The sequence below is a fragment of the Pedobacter sp. genome, from assembly GCF_965227205.1.
Taxonomy (GTDB): Bacteria; Bacteroidota; Bacteroidia; order Sphingobacteriales; family Sphingobacteriaceae; genus Pedobacter.
This window is the reverse complement of the sequence record NZ_OZ245727.1, coordinates 2,469,460-2,490,468: the sequence shown is the minus strand read 5'-3', so window position 1 is coordinate 2,490,468 and position 21,009 is coordinate 2,469,460. Positions and strand designations below refer to the sequence as shown.

22 protein-coding genes are annotated in these 21,009 nt (G+C 35.5%); 17 read left to right on the top strand and 5 right to left on the bottom strand.

Annotated features, from left to right (window positions below):
• Nucleotides 1-59: 59 nt before the first annotated feature.
• Nucleotides 60-2,096, bottom strand: coding sequence for a M13 family metallopeptidase (locus ACO05K_RS10445; protein ID WP_421944385.1), 2,037 nt, complete (start codon nt 2,094-2,096; stop codon nt 60-62).
• A 582-nt stretch (nt 2,097-2,678) separates the two neighbouring features.
• Between ACO05K_RS10445 and ACO05K_RS10440 the strand changes: the two genes are divergently transcribed.
• The 5 genes from ACO05K_RS10440 (at nt 2,679) to ACO05K_RS10420 (ending at nt 7,399) form a co-directional block, all read left to right on the top strand.
• Nucleotides 2,679-4,652, top strand: a complete 1,974-nt coding sequence (locus ACO05K_RS10440; RefSeq protein ID WP_421944384.1) for a heavy metal translocating P-type ATPase — start codon at nt 2,679-2,681, stop codon at nt 4,650-4,652.
• 105 nt (nt 4,653-4,757) lie between these two features.
• Nucleotides 4,758-6,104 (top strand): DEAD/DEAH box helicase, encoded by a 1,347-nt coding sequence (locus ACO05K_RS10435; protein ID WP_421944383.1) that lies wholly within the window; start codon nt 4,758-4,760, stop codon nt 6,102-6,104.
• Nucleotides 6,105-6,107: 3 nt separating this feature from the next.
• Nucleotides 6,108-6,380, top strand: coding sequence for a hypothetical protein (locus tag ACO05K_RS10430; RefSeq protein ID WP_421944382.1), 273 nt, complete (start codon nt 6,108-6,110; stop codon nt 6,378-6,380).
• A 101-nt stretch (nt 6,381-6,481) separates the two neighbouring features.
• Nucleotides 6,482-6,817 (top strand): gliding motility protein GldC, encoded by a 336-nt coding sequence (gldC, locus tag ACO05K_RS10425; protein WP_421944381.1) that lies wholly within the window; start codon nt 6,482-6,484, stop codon nt 6,815-6,817.
• A 171-nt stretch (nt 6,818-6,988) separates the two neighbouring features.
• Nucleotides 6,989-7,399 carry a hypothetical protein gene (locus ACO05K_RS10420; protein ID WP_421944380.1) on the top strand — a complete coding sequence of 137 codons (411 nt, stop codon included), beginning with the start codon at nt 6,989-6,991 and terminating at the stop codon, nt 7,397-7,399.
• Here ACO05K_RS10420 and ACO05K_RS10415 read toward each other — a convergent pair.
• The 3 genes from ACO05K_RS10415 to ACO05K_RS10405 are packed head-to-tail and all read right to left on the bottom strand — an operon-like array spanning nt 7,389 to nt 8,835.
• Nucleotides 7,389-7,892: a lipocalin family protein gene (locus ACO05K_RS10415; protein ID WP_421944379.1), complete on the bottom strand. Its 504-nt coding sequence runs from the start codon at nt 7,890-7,892 to the stop codon at nt 7,389-7,391. The genes ACO05K_RS10420 and ACO05K_RS10415 overlap by 11 nt on opposite strands.
• 59 nt (nt 7,893-7,951) lie before the next feature.
• Nucleotides 7,952-8,335: a hypothetical protein gene (locus ACO05K_RS10410; RefSeq protein WP_421944378.1), complete on the bottom strand. Its 384-nt coding sequence runs from the start codon at nt 8,333-8,335 to the stop codon at nt 7,952-7,954.
• Nucleotides 8,336-8,349: 14 nt separating this feature from the next.
• A complete protein-coding gene (locus tag ACO05K_RS10405) occupies nt 8,350-8,835 on the bottom strand; it encodes a methylated-DNA--[protein]-cysteine S-methyltransferase (protein WP_421944377.1) in 486 nt (161 codons plus the stop codon).
• Between the two features lie 187 nt (nt 8,836-9,022).
• Here ACO05K_RS10405 and ACO05K_RS10400 point away from each other — a divergent pair, with 187 nt between their 5' ends.
• From ACO05K_RS10400 to ACO05K_RS10385, 4 genes are all read left to right on the top strand, one after another.
• Nucleotides 9,023-9,688 carry a heme exporter protein CcmB gene (locus ACO05K_RS10400; RefSeq protein ID WP_421944376.1) on the top strand — a complete coding sequence of 222 codons (666 nt, stop codon included), beginning with the start codon at nt 9,023-9,025 and terminating at the stop codon, nt 9,686-9,688.
• A 71-nt stretch (nt 9,689-9,759) separates the two neighbouring features.
• Nucleotides 9,760-10,422 (top strand): cytochrome c biogenesis protein CcsA, encoded by a 663-nt coding sequence (gene ccsA / locus ACO05K_RS10395; RefSeq protein WP_421944375.1) that lies wholly within the window; start codon nt 9,760-9,762, stop codon nt 10,420-10,422.
• 148 nt (nt 10,423-10,570) lie between these two features.
• Complete coding sequence (locus ACO05K_RS10390) at nt 10,571-10,759, top strand: CcmD family protein (RefSeq protein WP_421944374.1); 189 nt, start codon at nt 10,571-10,573, stop codon at nt 10,757-10,759.
• Nucleotides 10,760-10,892: 133 nt separating this feature from the next.
• On the top strand, nt 10,893-12,314 hold the full coding sequence (locus ACO05K_RS10385) for a Glu/Leu/Phe/Val family dehydrogenase (RefSeq protein ID WP_421944373.1): 1,422 nt from the start codon (nt 10,893-10,895) through the stop codon (nt 12,312-12,314).
• Nucleotides 12,315-12,761: 447 nt separating this feature from the next.
• Here ACO05K_RS10385 and ACO05K_RS10380 read toward each other — a convergent pair whose 3' ends face one another.
• Entirely contained in the window at nt 12,762-14,372 is a 1,611-nt protein-coding gene (locus ACO05K_RS10380; protein ID WP_421944372.1) for a Na+/H+ antiporter, read from the bottom strand.
• A 414-nt stretch (nt 14,373-14,786) separates the two neighbouring features.
• Here ACO05K_RS10380 and ACO05K_RS10375 point away from each other — a divergent pair, with 414 nt between their 5' ends.
• From ACO05K_RS10375 to ACO05K_RS10340, 8 genes are all read left to right on the top strand, one after another.
• The gene (locus tag ACO05K_RS10375; RefSeq protein ID WP_421944371.1) at nt 14,787-15,221 is read left to right on the top strand and encodes a cytochrome c maturation protein CcmE; all 435 of its coding nucleotides are present in this window, start codon (nt 14,787-14,789) and stop codon (nt 15,219-15,221) included.
• 4 nt (nt 15,222-15,225) lie between these two features.
• Nucleotides 15,226-17,691, top strand: a complete 2,466-nt coding sequence (locus ACO05K_RS10370) for a heme lyase CcmF/NrfE family subunit (RefSeq protein ID WP_421944370.1) — start codon at nt 15,226-15,228, stop codon at nt 17,689-17,691.
• Nucleotide 17,692: 1 nt separating this feature from the next.
• Nucleotides 17,693-18,457, top strand: coding sequence for a Rossmann-like and DUF2520 domain-containing protein (locus ACO05K_RS10365; RefSeq protein WP_421944369.1), 765 nt, complete (start codon nt 17,693-17,695; stop codon nt 18,455-18,457).
• A gap of 40 nt (nt 18,458-18,497) precedes the next feature.
• Nucleotides 18,498-18,830, top strand: coding sequence for a 2Fe-2S iron-sulfur cluster-binding protein (locus tag ACO05K_RS10360; RefSeq protein WP_421944368.1), 333 nt, complete (start codon nt 18,498-18,500; stop codon nt 18,828-18,830).
• Nucleotides 18,831-18,959: 129 nt separating this feature from the next.
• Nucleotides 18,960-19,205: a Fe-S cluster assembly protein IscX gene (gene iscX / locus ACO05K_RS10355; protein ID WP_231465537.1), complete on the top strand. Its 246-nt coding sequence runs from the start codon at nt 18,960-18,962 to the stop codon at nt 19,203-19,205.
• A 77-nt stretch (nt 19,206-19,282) separates the two neighbouring features.
• Nucleotides 19,283-19,810, top strand: coding sequence for a KdsC family phosphatase (locus ACO05K_RS10350; RefSeq protein WP_421944367.1), 528 nt, complete (start codon nt 19,283-19,285; stop codon nt 19,808-19,810).
• Between the two features lie 167 nt (nt 19,811-19,977).
• Nucleotides 19,978-20,364 (top strand): hypothetical protein, encoded by a 387-nt coding sequence (locus ACO05K_RS10345; protein WP_421944366.1) that lies wholly within the window; start codon nt 19,978-19,980, stop codon nt 20,362-20,364.
• A gap of 80 nt (nt 20,365-20,444) precedes the next feature.
• Nucleotides 20,445-21,008, top strand: coding sequence for a Maf family protein (locus tag ACO05K_RS10340; RefSeq protein WP_421944365.1), 564 nt, complete (start codon nt 20,445-20,447; stop codon nt 21,006-21,008).
• The last annotated feature ends 1 nt before the right edge of the window (nt 21,009 follow it).

Below are 21,009 nucleotides of genomic sequence, written 5' to 3'. Positions count from 1 at the left end.
GGATGAAAAAAATCTTACCGAATATTTGATTATTAAATATACGATTTTTAAAACTCAAACTACCACATTCTAATTCTATCTTCTGGTTTTTTATAAAGTTTATCGCCAGGTTTTACATCGAAAGCAGTATACCATGCATCCATATTTACAGGTGCACCAATTGTACGATACGGACCAGGAGAGTGTGGGTCGGTTTTAATTAACTGAGCAGCACTTTCTGGTAAAATATTACCTCTCCAAACTTGTGCCCAAGCTAAAAAGAAACGTTGGTCTGGTGTAAAACCATCAATTTTTTCGTTACTCTGACCTTGTTTAGTCATTTTGAAGGCAGTATAAGCTGCGTTTAAGCCACCTAAATCTCCAATGTTTTCGCCCATTGTTAATTTACCGATGACATGAATTGTATCTAAAACAGTGTATGCATCAAACTGCTCACCTAATGCTTTTGTTTTTGCATCAAATTTTGCTTTATCTTCTGCTGTCCACCAGTTTTTTAAGTTACCTTTTGCATCGTACTGGCTTCCACTATCATCAAAACCGTGGCTCATTTCATGACCAATTACAGCACCAATACCGCCATAGTTTAAAGCATCATCAGCATTTGGGTCGAAGAATGGAAACTGTAAAATTCCGGCAGGGAAAGTAATTGAGTTCATTGTTGGACTGTAAGAAGCATTAACAGTTGGCGGCGTCATACCGAAACGAGTACGATCTACCGGTTTACCTAATCTGTTTACGTTCTCATTGTATCCCCAAACGCTTGCATTACGTAAATTTTGGAAGTAAGTTGCTTTGTTAATGTTTAAGCCTGTGTAAGTTTCCCATTTAGTAGTGTAACCAACTTTTGGTTCGAAAGCTGCAAGTTTTTCAAGCGCCTTAGTTTTAGTTTCAGCACTCATCCACTCTAAACCTTTAATTCTGATTTCGAAAGCTTTACGCAAGTTTACAATCATTGCATCCATACGTGCTTTTGCTTCAGGTTTGAAATATTTAGCAACATAAAGCTGACCTAATAATTCGCCAATTGTGCCATCCGTTAAAGACGACATGCGTTGCCAACGTGGTGTTTGTACTTTTTGTCCGGTTTGTGCTTGTGTAAAAGCAAAACTTGCTTTAACAAATGGTGAACTCAGACTTCCTGCAGAACTTTTTAAAACATTCCACTCTAAATAAGTTTTCCAATCCGCTACAGAAACTGATTTTAGCATACCATCTACACTTGCCAAAAATTTAGGCGAAGAAACCAAAACAGTATCTTGCCCTTTAATACCAAATTTTGGTAAATAAGTTGACCAGTTAATATCAGGTGTTTTTTTGCTTAATTCAGCTACAGTCAATTTATTATAAGTAGCATAAGGATCACGCATTTCTAAACGGCTCATTTGCGCTTCAGCAAATTGTTTTTCAATTTTGAAAACCGTTTCTGCTTTTTGTTTCGCAACTTCAGCAGTGTTACCTGTTAAGCTAAAAAGGGTAGTCATGTAAGTATTATACGCTTCGCGGATTTTAACACTACGGCTATCGTCTTTCAAATAATAATCACGATCTGGCAAAGTAGTTCCACCCTGACCAATGTTAACCATGTATTTGTTAACGTTTTTACGGTCCTGCCCAACACCAACACTAAACATCGAGCCGCCTATGCCATTTACACGCATGTACGCCGCTTCATCCAAAATGCCCTGAATGTCTTTAACTTTCTTAATTCTATCTAAGTCGCCTTTAATTGGTGTGTAACCTAATTTTTCGATGGTTACAGTGTCCATTGCTGCGGCAAAGAAATCTCCAACTCTACGTTTTACTGAGCCGGCAGGTGCAGTTTTATCTGCCGCTGCTTCTTCAACAAGAGATTTTACGGCATTAATATTGAAATCACGAAGTTCGTTAAACGAACCCCAGCGTGTTTCTTTTGCCGGAACAGGGTTGTTTTTTATCCACGTACCACTTGCGTACTGATAGAAATCGTCGCCTGGCTTAACAGATAAATCCATGTTAGCAGGGTCGATATATTTTTTTGGTGCTTGCGCATTTGCAGAAAAGCCCGCCGCAACTATGCCTAGTGCTGCAAAATATCTTTTCAAATCTTGGTATTTCATTCGCTTAAATAAGTTAGTATTTGTGCGAAATTTATGAAATACTAATTAATACTGAAACAATATATTATAAATATTACTTGTTAAACCAGTAGTAGATTTTTGTCAAACCAAGTCGTCTTAAGAATTCGCTTGGAGAGAAATGGAACTTTATGGATTTCATCATTTTTAAATCTTAGTACACTATTAACATTTTTTAACATAATTTATTGTGTGCTATCAAAAAAAATCGTTATTAATAATGATTAAAGATAATTACTAATTTCGATAAAATAGTCTTTTTAGTAATACAAAATTTGAAAATGATTGTTTAGTATTTCATTTGATTTTTCAGTCCCGCCATTTGCTGCAATCTTTTGGCTCATCGAGTTTACAAAGTTTAATAAACATCAGTAAGTGTGAACTTCGTAAGTTTTGCCAAAAGTATTTTCGCTTCTGTCGGGTTTATTTTACTTTTGATAGTGCTGCTATTTGTGCCACCCAAATCCGACAAAGTGCTTCCGATTTAAAATCGGGAGAAATAATGGCGGGAACAATTAAGCCGAAAAGCTTTTGGCATTGCTTTTCAAATAAATATATATTCTAATGAGTCATTCCCACGATAAAGAAGATAGCTGTTGCTCAAGTAAAGCGCATAAACATAATCATGAGCATAGTCACGCTGATGGCGATGAACATGATCACGATCATGGTGGCGATCCATCAGCATTTAAAACCTACTTGCCAGCAATTGTAACGTTTACAATGTTGCTTATTGGAATCGCTTTTGATAGTGTTTTTAAAGTTGAAGCTTTTAAAATAATAAGACCTTACTGGTACATTTTGGCTTATTTGCCGGTTGGCATTCCGGTTTTGCAAGAAGTTTGGGAAACGTTTAAGGCTAAAGAATTTTTTACTGAATTTTCTTTAATGTCAATCGCTACAATTGGCGCTTTTGCCATTGGCGAATATCCTGAAGGTGTTACGGTAATGCTTTTTTATACCATTGGCGAACTTTTCCAAATGGCTGCTGTAAATAGAGCCAAGAGGAATATATCAGCATTGCTCGATGTTAGGGCAAATGTGGCTCATGTTTTCAGAAATGGAAAATATGAAAATGTAAATCCTGAAAAGGTAGAAATTGGAGAAACCATACAAATTAAAGCAGGCGAGAAAATTCCTTTAGATGGTGAATTATTATCAGAAAAAAACAGTTTTGATACGGCAGCTTTAACAGGCGAAAGCAAACCTAAAACCATTAACAAAGGCGAAAATGTTTTAGCAGGCATGTTAAATCTAGATTCGGTTATAGAACTAAAAGTTACCAAAGCCTTTGCCGATAGTACGCTTTCCCGGATTTTGGAAATGGTTCAAAATGCCACAACCCGCAAAGCTAAAACTGAATTATTCATCCGCAAGTTTGCGAAGATTTATACGCCAATAGTTTTCTTTTTAGCATTGGCATTAGTAACCATCCCAATTTTGGTTTTAGGCAGCGAATATCATTTTCAAACCTGGTTATACCGTTCGCTGGTATTTCTTGTTATTTCTTGTCCATGCGCTTTAGTCATTTCTATCCCGCTAGGCTATTTTGGCGGCATTGGCGCAGCTTCTGCAAATGGCATATTGTTTAAAGGTTCTAACTTTTTAGATTTAATTACCAAGTTGAACACCGTTGTAATGGATAAAACCGGAACGCTGACTAAAGGTGTTTTTAAAGTTCAGAAAATAGAAAGTAATATTAGTGAGGCCGATTTTTTGAGTTATTTGGTTTCCGTTGAAGCTAAGTCAACTCATCCAATTGCAAAAGCCATTGTAGAATATAATGGCGATAATGCAATTCATTCGGCAGAAAATATAAAGGAAATTGCTGGAATGGGATTGCAAGGAACCGTTAATGGCAAAGAAGTACTAGCTGGAAATGTTAAACTTCTGGAAAAATTTAATATTGATTACGATTTAAAAATTAAAGAATTAGTAGAGAGCATTGTTGTTGTTGCTGTTGATGAAAAGTATGCAGGTTATGTTTTAATCGCTGATGAAATCAAAGAGGATTCTGCCGATGCAGTGAAAAAACTCCATGCTATTGGCATTAAACAAGTTGTAATGCTTAGTGGCGACAAAACTTCTATCGTTAAAAAAGTGGCAGGCGTTTTAGGTATTGATACTTATTTTGGCGATTTACTACCTCAGGATAAGGTAAGTAAGCTTGAAGAGCTGAAAAAAGATAAATTAAATATTGTGGCTTTTGTTGGCGATGGCATAAATGATACACCAGTTTTGGCAATTAGCGATATTGGTATAGCAATGGGAGCGATGGGGAGTGATGCAGCGATTGAAACCGCCGATGTTGTGATTCAAACCGACCAACCTTCGAAAATTGTAACGGCAATTAAAATAGGTAAGGCAACCAAAAAGGTTGTAATTCAAAACATTGTTTTAGCATTTTCGGTAAAAGCTTTGGTTTTAATTTTAGGCGCAGGTGGTATAGCAACCATGTGGGAAGCTGTTTTTGCTGATGTTGGCGTAGCATTGTTAGCGATTTTAAATGCGGTAAGAATACAGAAAATGAAGTTTTAATTGTCCTTTGTTTAAGTATAAAGCTCTAACCTTAAACTTTGAACACTAAACTTTCAACACTGTACTAATTCAAACCCTCAACCATTATGCCTATCTTTGTGCGCTATGGCGAAATCGTTCGAAGAATTTAAGTTAAACAGGCAAATTTTAAATGCAGTTGCCGATGCAGGTTATACTGTTGCCACTCCGATTCAGGAAAAAGCAATCGCTCCGGTTTTATCCGGACAGGATATTTTCGGAATAGCAGAAACCGGAACTGGTAAAACAGCAGCATTCGTTTTGCCAATTTTGATGCAGTTAAAATATGCACAAGGTGAAAATCCCAGAGCTTTAATTTTATCGCCAACAAGAGAACTGGCTATGCAAATTGCCGAGCAAGTTAAATTATTCTCTACTTATACCGATTTACGTTCATTAGTAATATTTGGTGGTATTGGTCCGAAAACACAGAAAGAGCAAATTGCAAAAGGCATTGATATTTTAATTGCAACGCCGGGAAGATTTCTTGATTTATATTTAGCAGGTGACATTAACACTCAAAGTTTAAAATTTTTAGTGTTAGATGAAGCTGATAAAATGATGGATATGGGCTTTATTGGTTCTATCCATAGAATTTTGGAAATCGTTCCACGCAAACGCCAAAATTTGCTTTTCTCGGCTACAATGAGCGAACTGGTTCAGAAGATAGCAGGAGATTTCTTGAATAATCCATTGGTAATCGAGGCTTCTGCGCAGGCTACACCGGCGGCTAATGTAACGCAGGCTTTATACTACGTTCCAAATTTCAAAACAAAAATTAATTTACTGCAGCATCTTTTAAAGAATGATGAAGCATTTACCCGCTTAATTATTTTTTGCAAAACGAAAAGCGTTGCCGATAATATTTTCAGTTTTATTGAGCGTAGATATGGAGCAGAAAATGTTCGTGTAATCCATGCAAATAAAGGTCAAAATACCAGAATTAATTCCATCAATAGTTTTAAAGAAGGAAATATTCGTGTTTTGGTAGCCACCGATGTAGCTAGTCGTGGAATTGATGTGAGTGATGTGAGCCACGTTATTAATTTCGATGTGCCAATTATTATAGAGGATTATGTGCACAGAATTGGTAGAACAGGAAGAGCTTTTGCCAAAGGCGATGCCATCACTTTTGCTACTGAAGCTGAAAAATATTACATCCGTAAAATTGAGAAATTAATCCGTCAGTATATTCCGGTAACAGAAATCCCGGAAGGAGTTTACATTGATGAAACGCCTTATGAGGAACGCCAGCATATTGCCCGCGAAATCGATTTGCAGAAACGTAAGGAAGATCCTGATTTTAAAGGTGCCTTCCACGAAAAGAAGAATGCAAAAGTTATAGAACAAAGAGAAAGAGATAAAGCGAAAGCAAAGGCCGGAAAAGCAGTTAAAAGTTTTAAAAAAGGTAAACGTTTCGATAAGAAAAAGTAAGTAATGAAACTCAGAATTACGCCTTTAAATATCATCAGTGCAATTAGTTTGGGCTTGGTTGTTGTAAATATCTTTAGCTCAAAGAGTAATGCACCAAAGCAAATTGATATGAGTGGTTTTTACTTATTGATATTAGGCTGCCTGATTCTGGTTACTTTTATTACCGATTTAGTTTTCCGTTTTACGTTAAAAGATTTGAAAAGAATCTGGATTGTAGAATCAATTTTTATTGTTATCACTGTAATCTTGATGGTAATTTTACAAAAAGTAATCTAAGTCTGAGATTAAGTGTTTATTTAAATCTGCATCTTTGCAACCGTAAAAATAAAATAATACAGATTAATCTTTTAAATCGAATTAATCTGTGAAATGATTATATGAAAACAGCAGAAATAAAATTAACAGTTGAGTTAGATGAGGGGAACAACCCGGATAATATTCTTTGGGAAAGTACTGATTCTGAAAATGCTGATAAAGTACCGGCAAAGGCAATGTTTTTATCGGTTTGGGATCACAACTATAAAAATACTTTGAAAGTTGATCTTTGGACAAAAGATATGCCTGTTGATGAAATGAAACGTTTCTTCTACGAAACTTTACAAACTATGGGCGATAGCTTTTTAAAGGCAACAAATGAAACTTTAATTGTTGAAGATTTACGCGATTATTGTGCTCACTTCGCTGAGAAAATGGGTATTGTTGAAGGGCAGTAGGTTAGTCATTAGTCGTTAGTCATTAGTCATTAGTCATTAGTCATTAGTCATTAGTCATTAGTCATTAGTCATTAGAAAATGCCAAACAAGTTAGCTAGTTTTTGTTTATTCTAAACAACTAAACAACTAAACAACTAAACAACTAAACAACTAAAAATCCAAAAAACTAATATGTTAATTTTAAATAAATTCAGGGCTTATTTGGGGATTTTACTTGGTATTATCGCAAGTTTTTCGCCTATGTTAAAGGTGCCAATTAAGGGAAACTGGAATCTTTATCAATCTGATCCTCGTTTGTTCATCATAACCTATGCAATACTTGCAATTGCTGTTCTTTTTCTTTTTATCAGAAAAGCTGGAGCATTCAGGTTTATAAGTTTTGTAATGACGATATGGTATGTTTTGGCTGTTGTTGCAGTATATTTTACCGCAAATAATTACACTAAATATGGTTTTGCAAATAAATTAATTGGCAAAGTTGTTCACTTCCAATGGGGATGGATAGTGTTTTTAGTTGGTGTGTTATTTCTGCTTTTCAGTACAAAAAGAGGCGAAAAAATAGCTGCAAATTCTAATCTTTAAACTGAGAAGTCAATTTACTTACCTCATAACCTTTAGCTTTACAACGGGCAACAATTTCATCGTGAGTTTTCTTTGGCATTGTCTGGTTACGACTCATGATGAATAAAAATTTATGGTCTGGATGACCAACTACTACGTAAGAATAATCATCAGCGAGTTCTATAATCCAATAATCAACCTTAATAGGCCAGATAAACTGTGCTTGCAATTCTCCGTTATTTCCATCTTCAGAAGGAAACATTTTTGAGTTTCTTGAATAAACTTTCTCATCATTAGGTTTTTTATAAGTTGTTAAAACATTATAATAGCCATCTTTATTCAGTGTATATTTAGTTGTTGTTTCTCTACTTCCTTTATCAAATATGGTTGGGATAGAATACAAGGAATACCATGTGCCTGAGTATTTTTTAAGATCTAACTTATTTACAGGCGTATTTTTTTCGGCCGGAAAAAAGCTAGCAAAAACTAATAATATGGTGCAAATCGTTTTCATAACATCCAAAAGGTTTGGTGTTATTTACGAATAGTTTGAAAAGCTGGTTTTTTTAGAAATCAATCTGCGATAAAATAATCATCACAATCATCATTTATTGGGATATAAATTCTTTCCCATTCATTGCCATCAATAATTTCCCAGGTGTGACCATTGCCTAAAGTATCTGCAGCTATTAAAATGATTCCTGGTTCGATGATAAAACTGTGCCCATTGGTAACGGAGAATTTGAGTTTACCCTTTGTAGTAATTACATATTGCTTCCGAGGTGCGGGATGTGGGCTATGCTGTAACGCAATATCGTTTTTTGCAAAGAAATAGGTAGCATTGATGTTTTGTAGCACAGGAATTTTGCCAACTTCGAAACTGCACGCATCATTTTCTATATTAATTAAACGTATTGCTTTCAAAAAGTTTGTTGTATCGGCTTTTTCTGATGTCATCTTCAAGATATAATTTAAAATTTAAGTTCTGTTTGTCCTTTTTGAGCAACTTCTCTTTCGTGTTGTAGCAGCCATTGTTTCCGCCATAAACCGCCAGCGTAGCCAACTAATTTTCCGTTGCTTCCAATCACTCTGTGGCAAGGAATTACGATTGCAATATTGTTTTTACCATTGGCTGCGGCAATTGCTCTAATCGCTAAGGGATTGTGTGCCGAAAATTTCGCGTATGAAGTTGTTTCACCGTATGGAATAGTCAATAAATTCTGCCAAACATCTTGCTGAAATTCAGTGCCTTTCTGTTTGATTGGGAAATTAAATTCTTTTAAGTTGCCAACAAAATAATCTTCTAATTGCTTTGCAACGGTCTTTGTTAATTCGTTTTCAGCTAATCCATTAATGTCTTCTTCTGAAAAAGTTACGGCATACACAAAATCATCATCAGCTAAGATGGTTATTTTGCCAATTGGCGATTCTATAGTTGATGTGTAGCGATTTTCCATTAGCGAGCCACAGATTCTCAGATTTTGTTTTTATTATCTGATTCAATACTATCAAATAATCTGTTAATCTGCGGCTAAAAATTATTTTGTGAGAATTTAAATCTAAAATCGTAAATCTGATTACAATATTACAACAATCCAACAATTTACTCTCGCAATATTTACCAATAAAAGTATCTTTGCGGTTATGCAACTGGCCAAAGAGGTTAAATATTTAATCCACAAGGAAGTACTGTTAGAGTGGCGTTCCAAATATACCGTCAATGGCGTATTACTATATGTAGTTTCTACCATTTTTACATGCTATTTATCGTTTGTAAGTCTTGGCGATAAACTTGCCTGGAACGCGTTATTCTGGATAATTATACTCTTTGCATCAATTAATGGTGTATCGAAAAGCTTTCTGCAAGAAACTAAAGGTCAGCAACTATACAGTTATGTTTTGGCGAGTCCGGCTGCGGTTTTAATCTCAAAAACAGTTTATAATATCCTGTTGATGCTGGTTTTAACAACCATTGCATTGGGATTCTATACATTGGTTTTTGATTCTTTTACACCTCCAGATTTGCTTCTGTATTACGTTGCAGTAGTGATGGGAAGCGTCAGCTTTTCAACGGTTTTTACAATGGTTTCTGCCATTGCTAGTAAAGCTGGTAACGGTGGAATGTTGATGGCGATTTTAAGTTTTCCAATTATCATTCCGGTACTTATACTTTTAATAAAACTGGCTAAAAATGCGGTTGATGGCTTGCCTTGGGAGAATAGTTACGACGAAATCGGAATGTTGTTCTTGGTAAATGTATTAACCGTTGCAACCTCATTATTGTTATTTCCTTACCTTTGGAGAGATTAAGTAAATGGAAGATGTAAAATGGATAACGGAACTAAACAACCAAATAACCAATAACTAAACAACAAAAAATAATGAATAAAACTTGGTGGAAAATTTTAGGTTCAGTTTTGGTAATTTATACTGCAATTGCAGGTTTATTACTTGGCGTACCGAGATTGCCTATTTTAAACGAAACAATTAGAAATCTGTATTTCCACGTACCCATGTGGTTTGCAATGATTGTATTGTTCTCTATTTCTGTTTTTTACAGCATAAAATCTTTAAGTTCAAAAAGTGAAATTGATGATATGAAAGCGGTAGAAAGCGTAAACGCAGGTATCATTTTCGGATTACTTGGTTTGGTTACTGGTGCCATTTGGGCTAAATATACATGGGGCCAGTTCTGGAGTTTCGACCCAAAACAAAATTTTGCAGCAATTTCCGTCCTGCTTTATTTTGCTTATTTAATTCTTCGCAATGCGATAGATGAAGAACAAAAAAGAGCCAAAATTTCGGCTATTTACAATATTTTCGCTTTCCCGATGATGGTGGTTTTACTTTTCGTTTTACCACGTTTAAAAGATTCTTTACACCCAGGCAATGGTGGTAATCCTGGTTTCAATAGTTACGATTTAGACAGTAGAATGCGAATGGTATTTTATCCCGCATGTTTAGGCTGGATATTAATTGGCTACTGGGTTTACACTATCCGTTTCAGATTGCGTTCATTGGAAAACAAGCAACAGCATAATTAAAAACTAAAGCTGAAAGGCCAAAGCTTAAATTTACCCAATATTCAATTGCACTGAACATTACAACATTTCAACCTCTCAACATTAAAACATTTCAACACCAACACACAACAGAATCAAAATGAAAAAGATATTATTCTCACTCATATTAATGTCAACAACTATACAATTATTCGCTCAAAATAACGGTGTAGAAATGGCCGATACGCTACGTAGTGATGGCAAAATTTACGTTGTAGTAGCTTGCATTGTTATAATTTTGATTGGTTTACTGGCATATCTATTTTCTATCGATAAAAGATTAAAAAAAATAGAAAAAGAAAACTTACCTAAAAACTAAGTTTAAACTGTTTAAAGCTATTTTTTGAACTGTTTTAGATTGGTGTTGGCTATACACTAAGTGTTTTTTCATTTGGATATATGCGGTTTTTTTAGGCAATTTTGCGGCATACTTAATTCATAAAAAATAAAAAATGGCTAATCTAGCAGACGAGAACAAGTTCTTTGCAGATGTTTGTAAGAACTTTGACAGTGCGGCTCAATTCACCAATCACCCTGAAGGTTTATTGAACCAGATTAAAGCGTGTAATAGTGTGTATCGTTTCCAATTCCCAATTCGCAGAGGAAACGGTTTTGAAGTTATCGATGCATGGCGTGTAGAGCACTCGCACCACATGAGTCCAACAAAAGGTGGTATTCGTTACAGCGAAATGGTTAACGAAGACGAGGTGATGGCACTTGCAGCCTTAATGACATACAAATGTGCTATCGTAAACGTACCATTCGGAGGTGCAAAAGGCGGTATCAAAATCAATACTAAACAATATAGCGTAGCTGAGTTAGAAACCATTACTCGTCGTTACACTACAGAGTTAATCAAAAAGAATTTTATAGGTCCTGGTATCGATGTTCCTGCTCCAGATTACGGATCGGGCGAACGCGAAATGAGCTGGATTGCAGATACTTATATGACCATGAATCCTGGTCAGTTAGATGCATTAGGTTGTGTAACTGGTAAGCCAATCGCTTTACATGGTATCCGCGGACGTAAAGAAGCTACTGGTCGTGGTGTTGCTTACGCAGTACGCGAATGTGTAGAAGTTGCAGAAGATATGGCTAAAATTGGCTTAAAGGCTGGTTTAGGCGATAAACGCGTAATTGTTCAAGGTTTAGGTAACGTAGGTTATCACTCGGCTAAATTCTTAGCAGAATTTGGTGCAACAATTGTTGGTTTGTGCGAATTTGAGGGCGCAATCTACAATGCAAACGGCTTAAATGTTGATGAAGTTTTTGCTCACCGTAAAAACACTGGTTCAATTTTAGGTTTCCCGGGCGCTACCGATTTCAAAAACTCAATGGAAGGTTTAGAGCAAGATTGCGATATCATCGTTCCGGCGGCTTTAGAAAACCAGTTTACTGAACTTAACATCCGTAACATTAAAGCAAAAATTATTGCTGAAGGTGCAAACGGACCAACTACTCCAGAAGCTGAGGCTATTTTTACTGAAATGGGTGGTATCATTATTCCAGATATGTATTGCAATGCTGGTGGTGTTACAGTATCGTATTTCGAGTGGTTAAAAAACCTTTCTCACGTAGCATTCGGACGTATGGAAAACCGTTATGCAGCTAACTCAAACGCAAACTTAATTGCTACTTTAGAAAACTTAACAGGTAAAACCATTCTTCCAGAACACCGCTTAATGATTGTTAAAGGTGCATCTGAAATGGAATTGGTAAACTCTGGTTTAGAAGATACCATGATTCATTCGTACCACGAAATTCGTGAAACTTTGAAAGCAAAACCTGGTACACAGACTTTAAGAACAGCAGCTTTTGTTAATTCAATCGATAAAATTGCAGTTTCGTACATGAACTTAGGCGTTTGGCCTTAACTTAATAACCGTCATTGCGAATCTCGATTTTTCTTCGAGATGTGGCAATCTCATTAGAAAGCGTTGTGGAGATATCTACAACGCTTTTTTATTTAGAAAATGTAGGGTTCTGTGTTTTGTAGGATAGGGCTGGCCCCGCTTTCGTTCCAATCTTTTGTCAATGTCAGTCTGAGCTTGTCGAAGACCTGCATCAAAAGTATTTCCACATCAATCGGGTTTAAAAACAACAGCCAGTTTAGCAAATCCAGTATAGGCGGTCGTCATTGCGAGGCACGAAGCAATCTCTTTTGCCAAAACAATATCTCGAATGAGATTGCTTCGTCGGCTGAAAAAGCCTCCTCGCAATGACGACCGCCTCAAAATGCAGATTAACCTGTCAATTGTGAAATTATAAACTCCCACACTCGACACATGAGTGTCGCCAGCAGTTGATTCAAACTAACCACTTTAATCAGCTGAGGTTATACTTAATTCTTCTAAATCAAGCCTCCATTCTTCTTTTCTAATCACTTCATCATCATAGTTTTTGTCACTTTTAAGACGGTGAAGTTCATCTCTCTGAACTGCAATCAGGTCAATCATAATTTCATGATATGCCTTTAAATCTCGATTATCAATTTCACCTTTCTTAAACGCATTTAAAGTATCTCTTTTTTCAATAAAAGAATGCTGTAGCTCAGCCTTCAAGTTAACCATTAGCTCATTATGCGTACATTGATGCTGATACGCTGCATTTAGCTTGTCTAAAGAAAGGTCGATTAGTTTTAGCTTTATTTGACTGGTTTGTTCTTGTTCAGAAAGTTTGCTTTCGGCTTCGGGTATGTTCAAAAGTTTGATAACTAATGGCAATGTTAACCCTTGGATAACCAGCGTAACGAAGATAACCACAAAAGTGATGAACAAAATTAAATTTCTTAATGGAAAAGGAATCTGTTCTGAAATCATTACTGGAATAGAAAGTGCGGCGGCCAGCGAAACCACGCCCCGCATACCAGCATAAATAATAACTACGAACGAATGCCAGGTCATGTCCTTATAACGTTCTCTGGTTTTTTTATTAAATAACTGGGTAATTCGTGCAGTAGATACCAACCAAATCATACGAACAACTAAAGCAAGAATACTTATACCAACACCGTAACCAATGGCTCTTAAAATTGGATAATCGGGACCTAAACCATTTACAATATCTGGCAAAGCCAAACCAATTAATATAAAAACTACCCCGTTAAGCATAAATACTAATGCAGACCAAACCGAAACTGTTTTTATTCTTGAGTTAGATGTGAGTATAACATGAGATTGGCTTGAAAGTAATAAACCGCCTGATACAACCGCCATTACACCCGAAGCTTCAAAATGCTCTGCAACAATGTACATGAAATAGGGGGTAAGCAGGGTTAAAACCGTATCAATATTCTCATTGGTTGGTAACCATCTATGTATGGCATAAAATATACCTCCAATGGCTAAACCAATTATGATGCCCAAACCAGCAACAGTAACAAAGCTTACAGCAGCATCGTGTAATACAAAAGTTCCGGTTACAACTGTAGCAAGCGCAAATTTGAATACAATTAAACTGGAAGCATCATTCACCAGACTTTCGCCCTCTAAAAGCGCAGTTATGGTTTTAGGTATTTTCAAACCTTTCAAAACGGCAGCGGCTGCAACGGCATCGGGAGGAGAAATAATTCCACCTAATAAAAATCCTAAAGCCAGCGTAAAACCAGGTATAAAAGCAACTGAAGCATAAGCTACCGCAACAGAAGTAATAAAAACCAAGCCAACTGCCATTAAAAAAATGGCACCTTTATACTCCCAAAAAGCTTTCCAGGATGTAAACCAGGCTGCTTCATAAAGTAGAGGCGGTAAGAACAATAGGAAAACAATGTTCGGGTCTATTTTAAGGTGAGGCATTCCGGGAATAAAACCTATGAGCAAACCAGCAATTACCAGAAATATTGGATAAGAAATTTTTATTTTCTGTCCAACCATTACCAATATGGTTACGCCAAGAAGTAATATGAGAATTAAGATTAGATTATCATGAAGCATATAAAATGGTTGTTCGGGTTTATGGTTTTAAATATATCAAGATTATTAATTGGTATAAACATCATTTTAAAACAATTATTTGTACCAGATACCCAACTTATATTTTTTACCAAATTCTATTAAGTAATATTGATTTAAAACCTGCAGGCTTCTACTAAAATTTTTGTTTTTCGGGATGTAATTAATGGGAATGTTTTTTGAAACTTCAAACTTAATAATTTACGCCTGAATTTTTATGCGGTTTGATTATAATTCAACCATTTCTTTAGAACTATTATAAATAATTCTGATTATTGATTTTTAATCCTACAAATCATCAGTTAATTGTCAATATAAAGACAAGAAAAATGTAAAAGAATGTTCGCTAAGGCTATTTTTCTATCTTTGTTGCCAGCTTTTACAACAACATATAAAATGAAAAAAAGTGCAATAATTGGATTGATTACCATTGCCATTTCAGTGGGAATCTTATTTAGCTTAAATGCAAATACTGATACTTATTCGAACTTTAAAGAAGCATCTACTTCTGGTAAAGAAGAACACGTAATGGGTTATTGGGAAAAAGCTAAAGGCACTTATTATGATGCTGTAAAAGATCCTAACCATTTCGGTTTCCACATGAAGGATGAAAAAGGTGAAATTCGTGAAGTAATTTATAACGGAACGAAGCCACAAGATTTTGAAAAATCTGAAAAATTAGTACTTATCGGTAAAATGAAAAGTGATAAGTTCTACGCGTCGAAAATTTTAATGAAGTGCCCATCTAAATACAACGATAATTTAGTTGAAATTAATCAGGATGGTAAGGTTGATACAGTAGGGAAATACGGCGAGAAAAAATATAATTAATTTAATGGATATTCAATTTGTAGGCGAAAACCTGTTACCGGGTAAAATCGGACAGTTTTTTATTGTGTTGGCATTTAGTGCATCGTTACTTTCAACAATCGCATATTTTTATGCCAGTCGCGAGAAAAATTTGGAAGATAATTCCTGGAGAAACCTAGGTAGAATTGGTTTCTTTATTAATTGGGCCAGTATCATCGGTATTGGTGTAACACTTTTTTACTTAATTCTTGGTCATTATTACGAATATAATTACGTTTACGATCACTCATCAAAACAACTCCCAATTTATTATATCGTTTCTGCATTTTGGGAAGGGCAGGAAGGTAGCTTTTGGCTCTGGGCATTCTGGCAGTCGCTTTTAGGTGGTTTACTAATTTGGAAAGCCAAAACCTGGGAACGTCCGGTTATGACAGTTGTTGCGTTTTCACAGGTGTTTTTAACTTCAATGTTATTAGGTGTTGAAATATTCGGAGAAAGAATTGGAAGTTCGCCATTTATTTTATTAAGAGATGCTGTTGACTTAAAACCATTTGCTCCTGTTCTTTTTGCTAATCCCGAAAATTATAAGAATTACCTTAAATTTATAACTGATGGTAAAGGTTTAAATCCACTTTTGCAAAATTACTGGATGGTTATTCATCCGCCAACCTTATTTCTGGGTTTTGCAAGTATGGTTGTTCCTTTCGCTTATGGAATTGCTGCCTTATGGCAAAAAAGATATAAAGAATGGATTAAGCCTGCAATGCCGTGGACACTCTTCGCAGTTATGATTCTCGGAACGGGAATTATTATGGGCTCATTCTGGGCATATGAAGCGTTAAACTTTGGTGGCTTTTGGGCTTGGGACCCGGTAGAAAACGCGTCCCTAATTCCTTGGTTAACTTTAATTGGCGCCGTACACGTAATGATTGCTTTTAAAAATACTGGTCATGCTTATTTTACTGCAATTGTATTAGTATTCTTAAGTTTCCTATTAGTGCTTTACGCATCGTTCTTAACCAGAAGCGGAATTTTAGGCGATACATCAGTTCACTCATTTACTGATATGGGAATGTTTGGCCACTTGATTTTATACAACGTTGTTTTTGCTATTTTAGCAGTTGTTTTAATTGTAATTCGTTGGAAAGAACTGCCAATTACAACTAAAGATGAAGAAACTTATTCTCGTGAGTTTTGGATGTTTATTGGTGCTTTGGTTGTTACCATTGCTTGTATTCAGGTTATATTTTCAACATCAGTTCCTGTATTTAATAAGGCTTTTGGCACTAACTTTTCTCCTCCAGTTGATGCCGTTAAATATTACAACCAGTGGCAAGCTCCATTTGCTGTACTAATTACTTTGATTTCTGGCTTTTCTCAGTATTTAAAATATAAGAGAACAGATCCTCGTAAGTTTTACAGTAGTTTAATATCTGCAATTTTGTTTTCGGTGGTTATAACGGCTGCATTGGTTTATGTAACAAGTATTTATACTAATACCATGTATATTCTGATAACATTCAGTTGTACATTCGCTATTCTTTCTAATGCAAGTATTCTGTATCAAGCTTTTGGTGGTAAGGCTAAATTAGCTGGTTCTGCCGTAGCACATATCGGCTTTGCTTTATTAATTTTAGGTGCTTTAATTTCTGCTGCAACCAACAAACCATTATCTATTAATTCGAATAATTTTATTCCGGTTAAAGATTTTGAGAAAACAGAAAAACCAGGAGAAAACATAATGTTATACAAAAATGAGCCTAAACAAATGGGCAAATATACTGTAACTTATGTTAGCGATACGGTTCAGGCTCCAAACACCACTTACACTTTAAACTTTAAAGTTCTGGATGAAGAAGGTAAGGTTAAAGAAGATTTTAATTTGCATCCTCACGTTCAGGACAATGAAAAAATGGGTTTAATCGCATCACCAGATACGAAACATTATTTAACTTACGATGTGTACACGCACATTACAAGTGCTGCAATTAAAAAAGAATCTCACGATGATCACGAAGGTCATTCGGATGATGAAAATTATAAAGCGCCTCGTATTATTAAAGTTTCAGAAGGCGATACCATTCATACATCAAGTGGAATTGTTACTGTTAAAGGATTAAACAATAAACCAGCGGCTAAAGATTTAGCTTTAGCAAAAGGAGATTTTGCAGTTGGTTTACCTTTAGAAATTAACTCAAGCGGAAAGATTTATAACACGGAGCCAATTTTCTTAATAAAAGGAAATAATACTTTTGATTTTGCTCGTAAAGTTGATGAACTGGATTTAAAATTCCGTTTTACAAGAGTTTTACCTGATGAGAAAAAGGTTGAGCTACAGGTTTTTGAGAAGCCTCAGCAAGCAAAAGATTGGATTGTATTTAAAGCCATTGAATTTCCGTTTATAAATCTTTATTGGGCCGGAACAATTGTTATGGTTATTGGCTTCTTACTTTCAATTTTCAGAAGAAGAAAAGAAGCTAAAATTGCATAATATGGATGTTGTATTATTAGGTTCTGGTAATGTAGCCACTCATTTAGCTAAAGCATTAAAAGCAAAAGGCGAAAATGTTATACAAGTCTACAGTCAGAATTTAGATAATGCAAAACTCCTTGCTAATGAATTGAGCGCCGAGGCGATTTCTAATTACACAGATTTAAATAACAAAGCTGATTTATATATTATTTCGGTAAAAGATGATGCAATTGATGAAGTTGCCGCTCAGCTGAAAAACGTTAGGGGTTTGGTGGTGCATACATCTGGTACAACAGATATTAATGTGTTATCAAAGCATGGTTTAAGATCCGGCGTCTTCTATCCTTTGCAAACTTTTTCAAAGGGCAAGTCTGTTTCGTTTGATAATATTCCGCTCTGTATTGAAGCTGAAAACGAAACTGATTTAAATAAATTAGAAAAATTAGCGAATACGCTATCAAATAAGGTTTACAATTTGGATGGCGAAAAGCGCAAGGTATTACATTTAACAGCTGTATTTGCCTGTAATTTTCCAAATCATTTATACGCTTTGGCGGCGAAAATATTAGATTCAAATCAACTTGAATTCGATATTTTAAGACCACTAATTTTTGAAACGGCAGATAAAGTAATGACTAATTTGCCAATCAATGTTCAAACCGGACCAGCGGTTCGGGATGATCAAAATACTATAAATAAGCATTTAAACATGCTTAACAACCTGCCAGAGCTGCAGGACATTTATCAAACTTTAAGCAACAGCATTAAAATAACACATAAATAGCATAATTGCGGCTTTTGCTTATTACTTTTGCAACTTAATTATGAGCATTTTTAAACTAAAAATAAATTTTGAAGAAGCAGATCACGAATCAATAGAATTACCTATTGCTGCTGGTGAATCTGTTTTAGATGTTTGCCTTGATAACGGTATAGAACTTCAGCACAACTGTGGTGGCGTTTGCGGTTGTAGTACCTGCCATGTTTACGTAACAAAAGGCATGGATAATATTGAAGAAATTTCTGATAAGGAAGAAGATTTTATTGATAGAGCTGTTCGCCCTAAAATTACTTCTCGTTTGGGTTGCCAATGTATTATTATTAATGGCGATATCGAGGTTACAATTCCAGATCAATCTGGATTTATGGGGCACTAGTTAGTCTGGAGTCTTTAGTCCGGAGTCCGAAGTTTTTGGAGATGAAGATTATAAAGTAAGTTACTTATCTTCAAACATTCCGGCTAACATTACAACATTTAAACTTTAAAACTTTTCAATCTAACAAACATGAATAACGATAAATTTGCATTGCCTTTTTACTGGAACGATTATGAAGATATTGCAATGTCTTTGTACGAAAAGTTTGGCGATGAATTTGGCGAAACTAAAATTTACCGCATTCGCTTTACTGAATTATTAGAATGGGTATTATCACTGCCTAATTTCAAAGGAACCCGCGAAGAAAGCAACGAAGGGCATTTAGAGCAAATTCAATCTGCTTGGGTTTACGAATGGAGAGATAACCAAGACTGAGTTACCTGTTAAAAGTTGTCTGTTACAAGTCTAAGCGTATAAACAGGCAACTCATAACCTTTAACCCGTAACCAAATATGTTTCTTCAAAAGCTAAAAGAAATTACCACATTCATTTTTGATGTTGATGGCGTTTTAACCGATGGTTCAGTTCAGGTAACTGATAATGGGCAATCGCTGAGAACCTTCAATATTAAAGATGGTTATGCAATGCAATTAGCCGTAAAGAAAGGTTATAAGCTTTGTATTATTTCTGGAGGTGATGGAATTGCGATGGCTAAGCGTTTTTTCAATCTTGGGATAAAAGACGTTTTTCTGGCTGCTGGAAATAAAGTTGAAATATTTAATCAATACCTAATTGATAATAATATTTCTGCCAGTGAAGTGCTTTATATGGGTGATGATATTCCCGATTTAAATGTAATGCAATTAGTCGGTTTGCCAACCTGCCCGGCTGATGCCGTAGAAGAAATCAAAGCAATTTCTACATTTATTTCTCCATACAATGGAGGTAAAACTGCTGTACGGGATATTATCGAAAAAGTAATGAAGGTACAGGGTAAATGGCATGATGCAAATCCGCTTGCAGCAGATTCCGGAAAATAATTATTCTCGATCCTTCTAATATTTTATTTTAACGCCTATCGGTTTGTGTCTCCACAAATCGAAATATGTGATTTCTATCATTCGCAACAATTAAGTTACATCTTATGGTTAAACTTTTGGTTATCGGAATACTCCAATAAGTCTAAATTCAACTAAAAACAAATAAGATGAAAAAATTAATGATGATTTGCGCTTTGTTATTTTCTGTAATAACTTATGCAAATGCGCAGCAAGGTGGCGGTCGTATGGGTGGTACTCCAGAAGAGCGTGCTAAAAGAAGCACCGATATGCTTGCAGAAAAATTAAAACTTAGCGACGAGCAAAAAACTAAAGTTTTAGCAATTTACACCGCTCAAGGTGCAGAAATGACAAAAGCAAGAGAGGCAGCAGGTGGCGATATGTCTGGTATGAGAGAGAAAATGACGAAAATGAACGAAGAAACCAATACCAAAATTGATGCTGTTTTAACTGCTGAACAAAAACCTGCATTTAAAGCATGGTTAGATGAGCGCAAAAAAGCTATGGAAGCCCGTATGCAAGGTGGCGGTCAATAGTAATGTTGTAAAATATTAAATAAGAAAAGCGGCTTTAGGTCGCTTTTCTTATTTTAGCGGTTTATTAATAAAACTTACAAATGCTTCAAAACTTAGAGATTATACTCGCATCAAAATCGCCCCGCCGCCAAGAATTGTTAAAGCTTATGGGCTTAAACTTTAAGGTAGAACTTAAAGATGTTGATGAAAGTTATCCTGAAGAATTAAAGCCTGAAGAAATTGCAGTTTACATCTCCGAGCAAAAAGCAAAAGCATTTAAGTTTGAGCAAGAGGTTGTAATAACTGCTGATACAATTGTGGCGCTAAACGGAGAGATTTTAGGTAAACCAAGAGATAGAGCACACGCACAAGAAATGCTAGCAAAGTTATCAGGAAATAAGCACGAGGTTTACACAGGTGTTACCATTGCTAAAGGAGATAAGATTTTGTCATTTTACGATAGAACGGAAGTGCAGTGCAAAAAGGTTAATCAAGAAGAAATAGATTTTTACATTGATAACTACCAACCTTACGATAAAGCCGGTAGTTACGGTGTACAAGATTGGTGGGGCTTAGTTGTTGTAGAAAAAATTAATGGTTCTTATACCAATGTAATGGGATTACCTACAGAAAAATTGTACAACGAATTGCTGAAGTTTATATAAG

What these genes read in the sequence shown, in the direction of transcription:
- ACO05K_RS10410 (WP_421944378.1), bottom strand. Translation starts at nt 8,335, where the DNA reads ATGACATCAGAAAAAGCCGATACAACAAACTTTTTGAAAGCAATACGT.
- ACO05K_RS10370 (WP_421944370.1), top strand. Translation starts at nt 15,226, where the DNA reads ATGGATATTCAATTTGTAGGCGAAAACCTGTTACCGGGTAAAATCGGA.
- ACO05K_RS10375 (WP_421944371.1), top strand. Translation starts at nt 14,787, where the DNA reads ATGAAAAAAAGTGCAATAATTGGATTGATTACCATTGCCATTTCAGTG.
- gldC (WP_421944381.1), top strand. Translation starts at nt 6,482, where the DNA reads ATGAAAACAGCAGAAATAAAATTAACAGTTGAGTTAGATGAGGGGAAC.
- ACO05K_RS10345 (WP_421944366.1), top strand. Translation starts at nt 19,978, where the DNA reads ATGAAAAAATTAATGATGATTTGCGCTTTGTTATTTTCTGTAATAACT.
- ACO05K_RS10380 (WP_421944372.1), bottom strand. Translation starts at nt 14,372, where the DNA reads ATGCTTCATGATAATCTAATCTTAATTCTCATATTACTTCTTGGCGTA.
- ACO05K_RS10420 (WP_421944380.1), top strand. Translation starts at nt 6,989, where the DNA reads ATGTTAATTTTAAATAAATTCAGGGCTTATTTGGGGATTTTACTTGGT.
- iscX (WP_231465537.1), top strand. Translation starts at nt 18,960, where the DNA reads ATGAATAACGATAAATTTGCATTGCCTTTTTACTGGAACGATTATGAA.
- ACO05K_RS10405 (WP_421944377.1), bottom strand. Translation starts at nt 8,835, where the DNA reads ATGGAAAATCGCTACACATCAACTATAGAATCGCCAATTGGCAAAATA.
- ACO05K_RS10415 (WP_421944379.1), bottom strand. Translation starts at nt 7,892, where the DNA reads ATGAAAACGATTTGCACCATATTATTAGTTTTTGCTAGCTTTTTTCCG.
- ACO05K_RS10400 (WP_421944376.1), top strand. Translation starts at nt 9,023, where the DNA reads ATGCAACTGGCCAAAGAGGTTAAATATTTAATCCACAAGGAAGTACTG.
- ACO05K_RS10435 (WP_421944383.1), top strand. Translation starts at nt 4,758, where the DNA reads ATGGCGAAATCGTTCGAAGAATTTAAGTTAAACAGGCAAATTTTAAAT.
- ACO05K_RS10360 (WP_421944368.1), top strand. Translation starts at nt 18,498, where the DNA reads ATGAGCATTTTTAAACTAAAAATAAATTTTGAAGAAGCAGATCACGAA.
- ACO05K_RS10430 (WP_421944382.1), top strand. Translation starts at nt 6,108, where the DNA reads ATGAAACTCAGAATTACGCCTTTAAATATCATCAGTGCAATTAGTTTG.
- ccsA (WP_421944375.1), top strand. Translation starts at nt 9,760, where the DNA reads ATGAATAAAACTTGGTGGAAAATTTTAGGTTCAGTTTTGGTAATTTAT.
- ACO05K_RS10390 (WP_421944374.1), top strand. Translation starts at nt 10,571, where the DNA reads ATGTCAACAACTATACAATTATTCGCTCAAAATAACGGTGTAGAAATG.
- ACO05K_RS10340 (WP_421944365.1), top strand. Translation starts at nt 20,445, where the DNA reads ATGCTTCAAAACTTAGAGATTATACTCGCATCAAAATCGCCCCGCCGC.
- ACO05K_RS10365 (WP_421944369.1), top strand. Translation starts at nt 17,693, where the DNA reads ATGGATGTTGTATTATTAGGTTCTGGTAATGTAGCCACTCATTTAGCT.
- ACO05K_RS10350 (WP_421944367.1), top strand. Translation starts at nt 19,283, where the DNA reads ATGTTTCTTCAAAAGCTAAAAGAAATTACCACATTCATTTTTGATGTT.
- ACO05K_RS10440 (WP_421944384.1), top strand. Translation starts at nt 2,679, where the DNA reads ATGAGTCATTCCCACGATAAAGAAGATAGCTGTTGCTCAAGTAAAGCG.
- ACO05K_RS10445 (WP_421944385.1), bottom strand. Translation starts at nt 2,096, where the DNA reads ATGAAATACCAAGATTTGAAAAGATATTTTGCAGCACTAGGCATAGTT.
- ACO05K_RS10385 (WP_421944373.1), top strand. Translation starts at nt 10,893, where the DNA reads ATGGCTAATCTAGCAGACGAGAACAAGTTCTTTGCAGATGTTTGTAAG.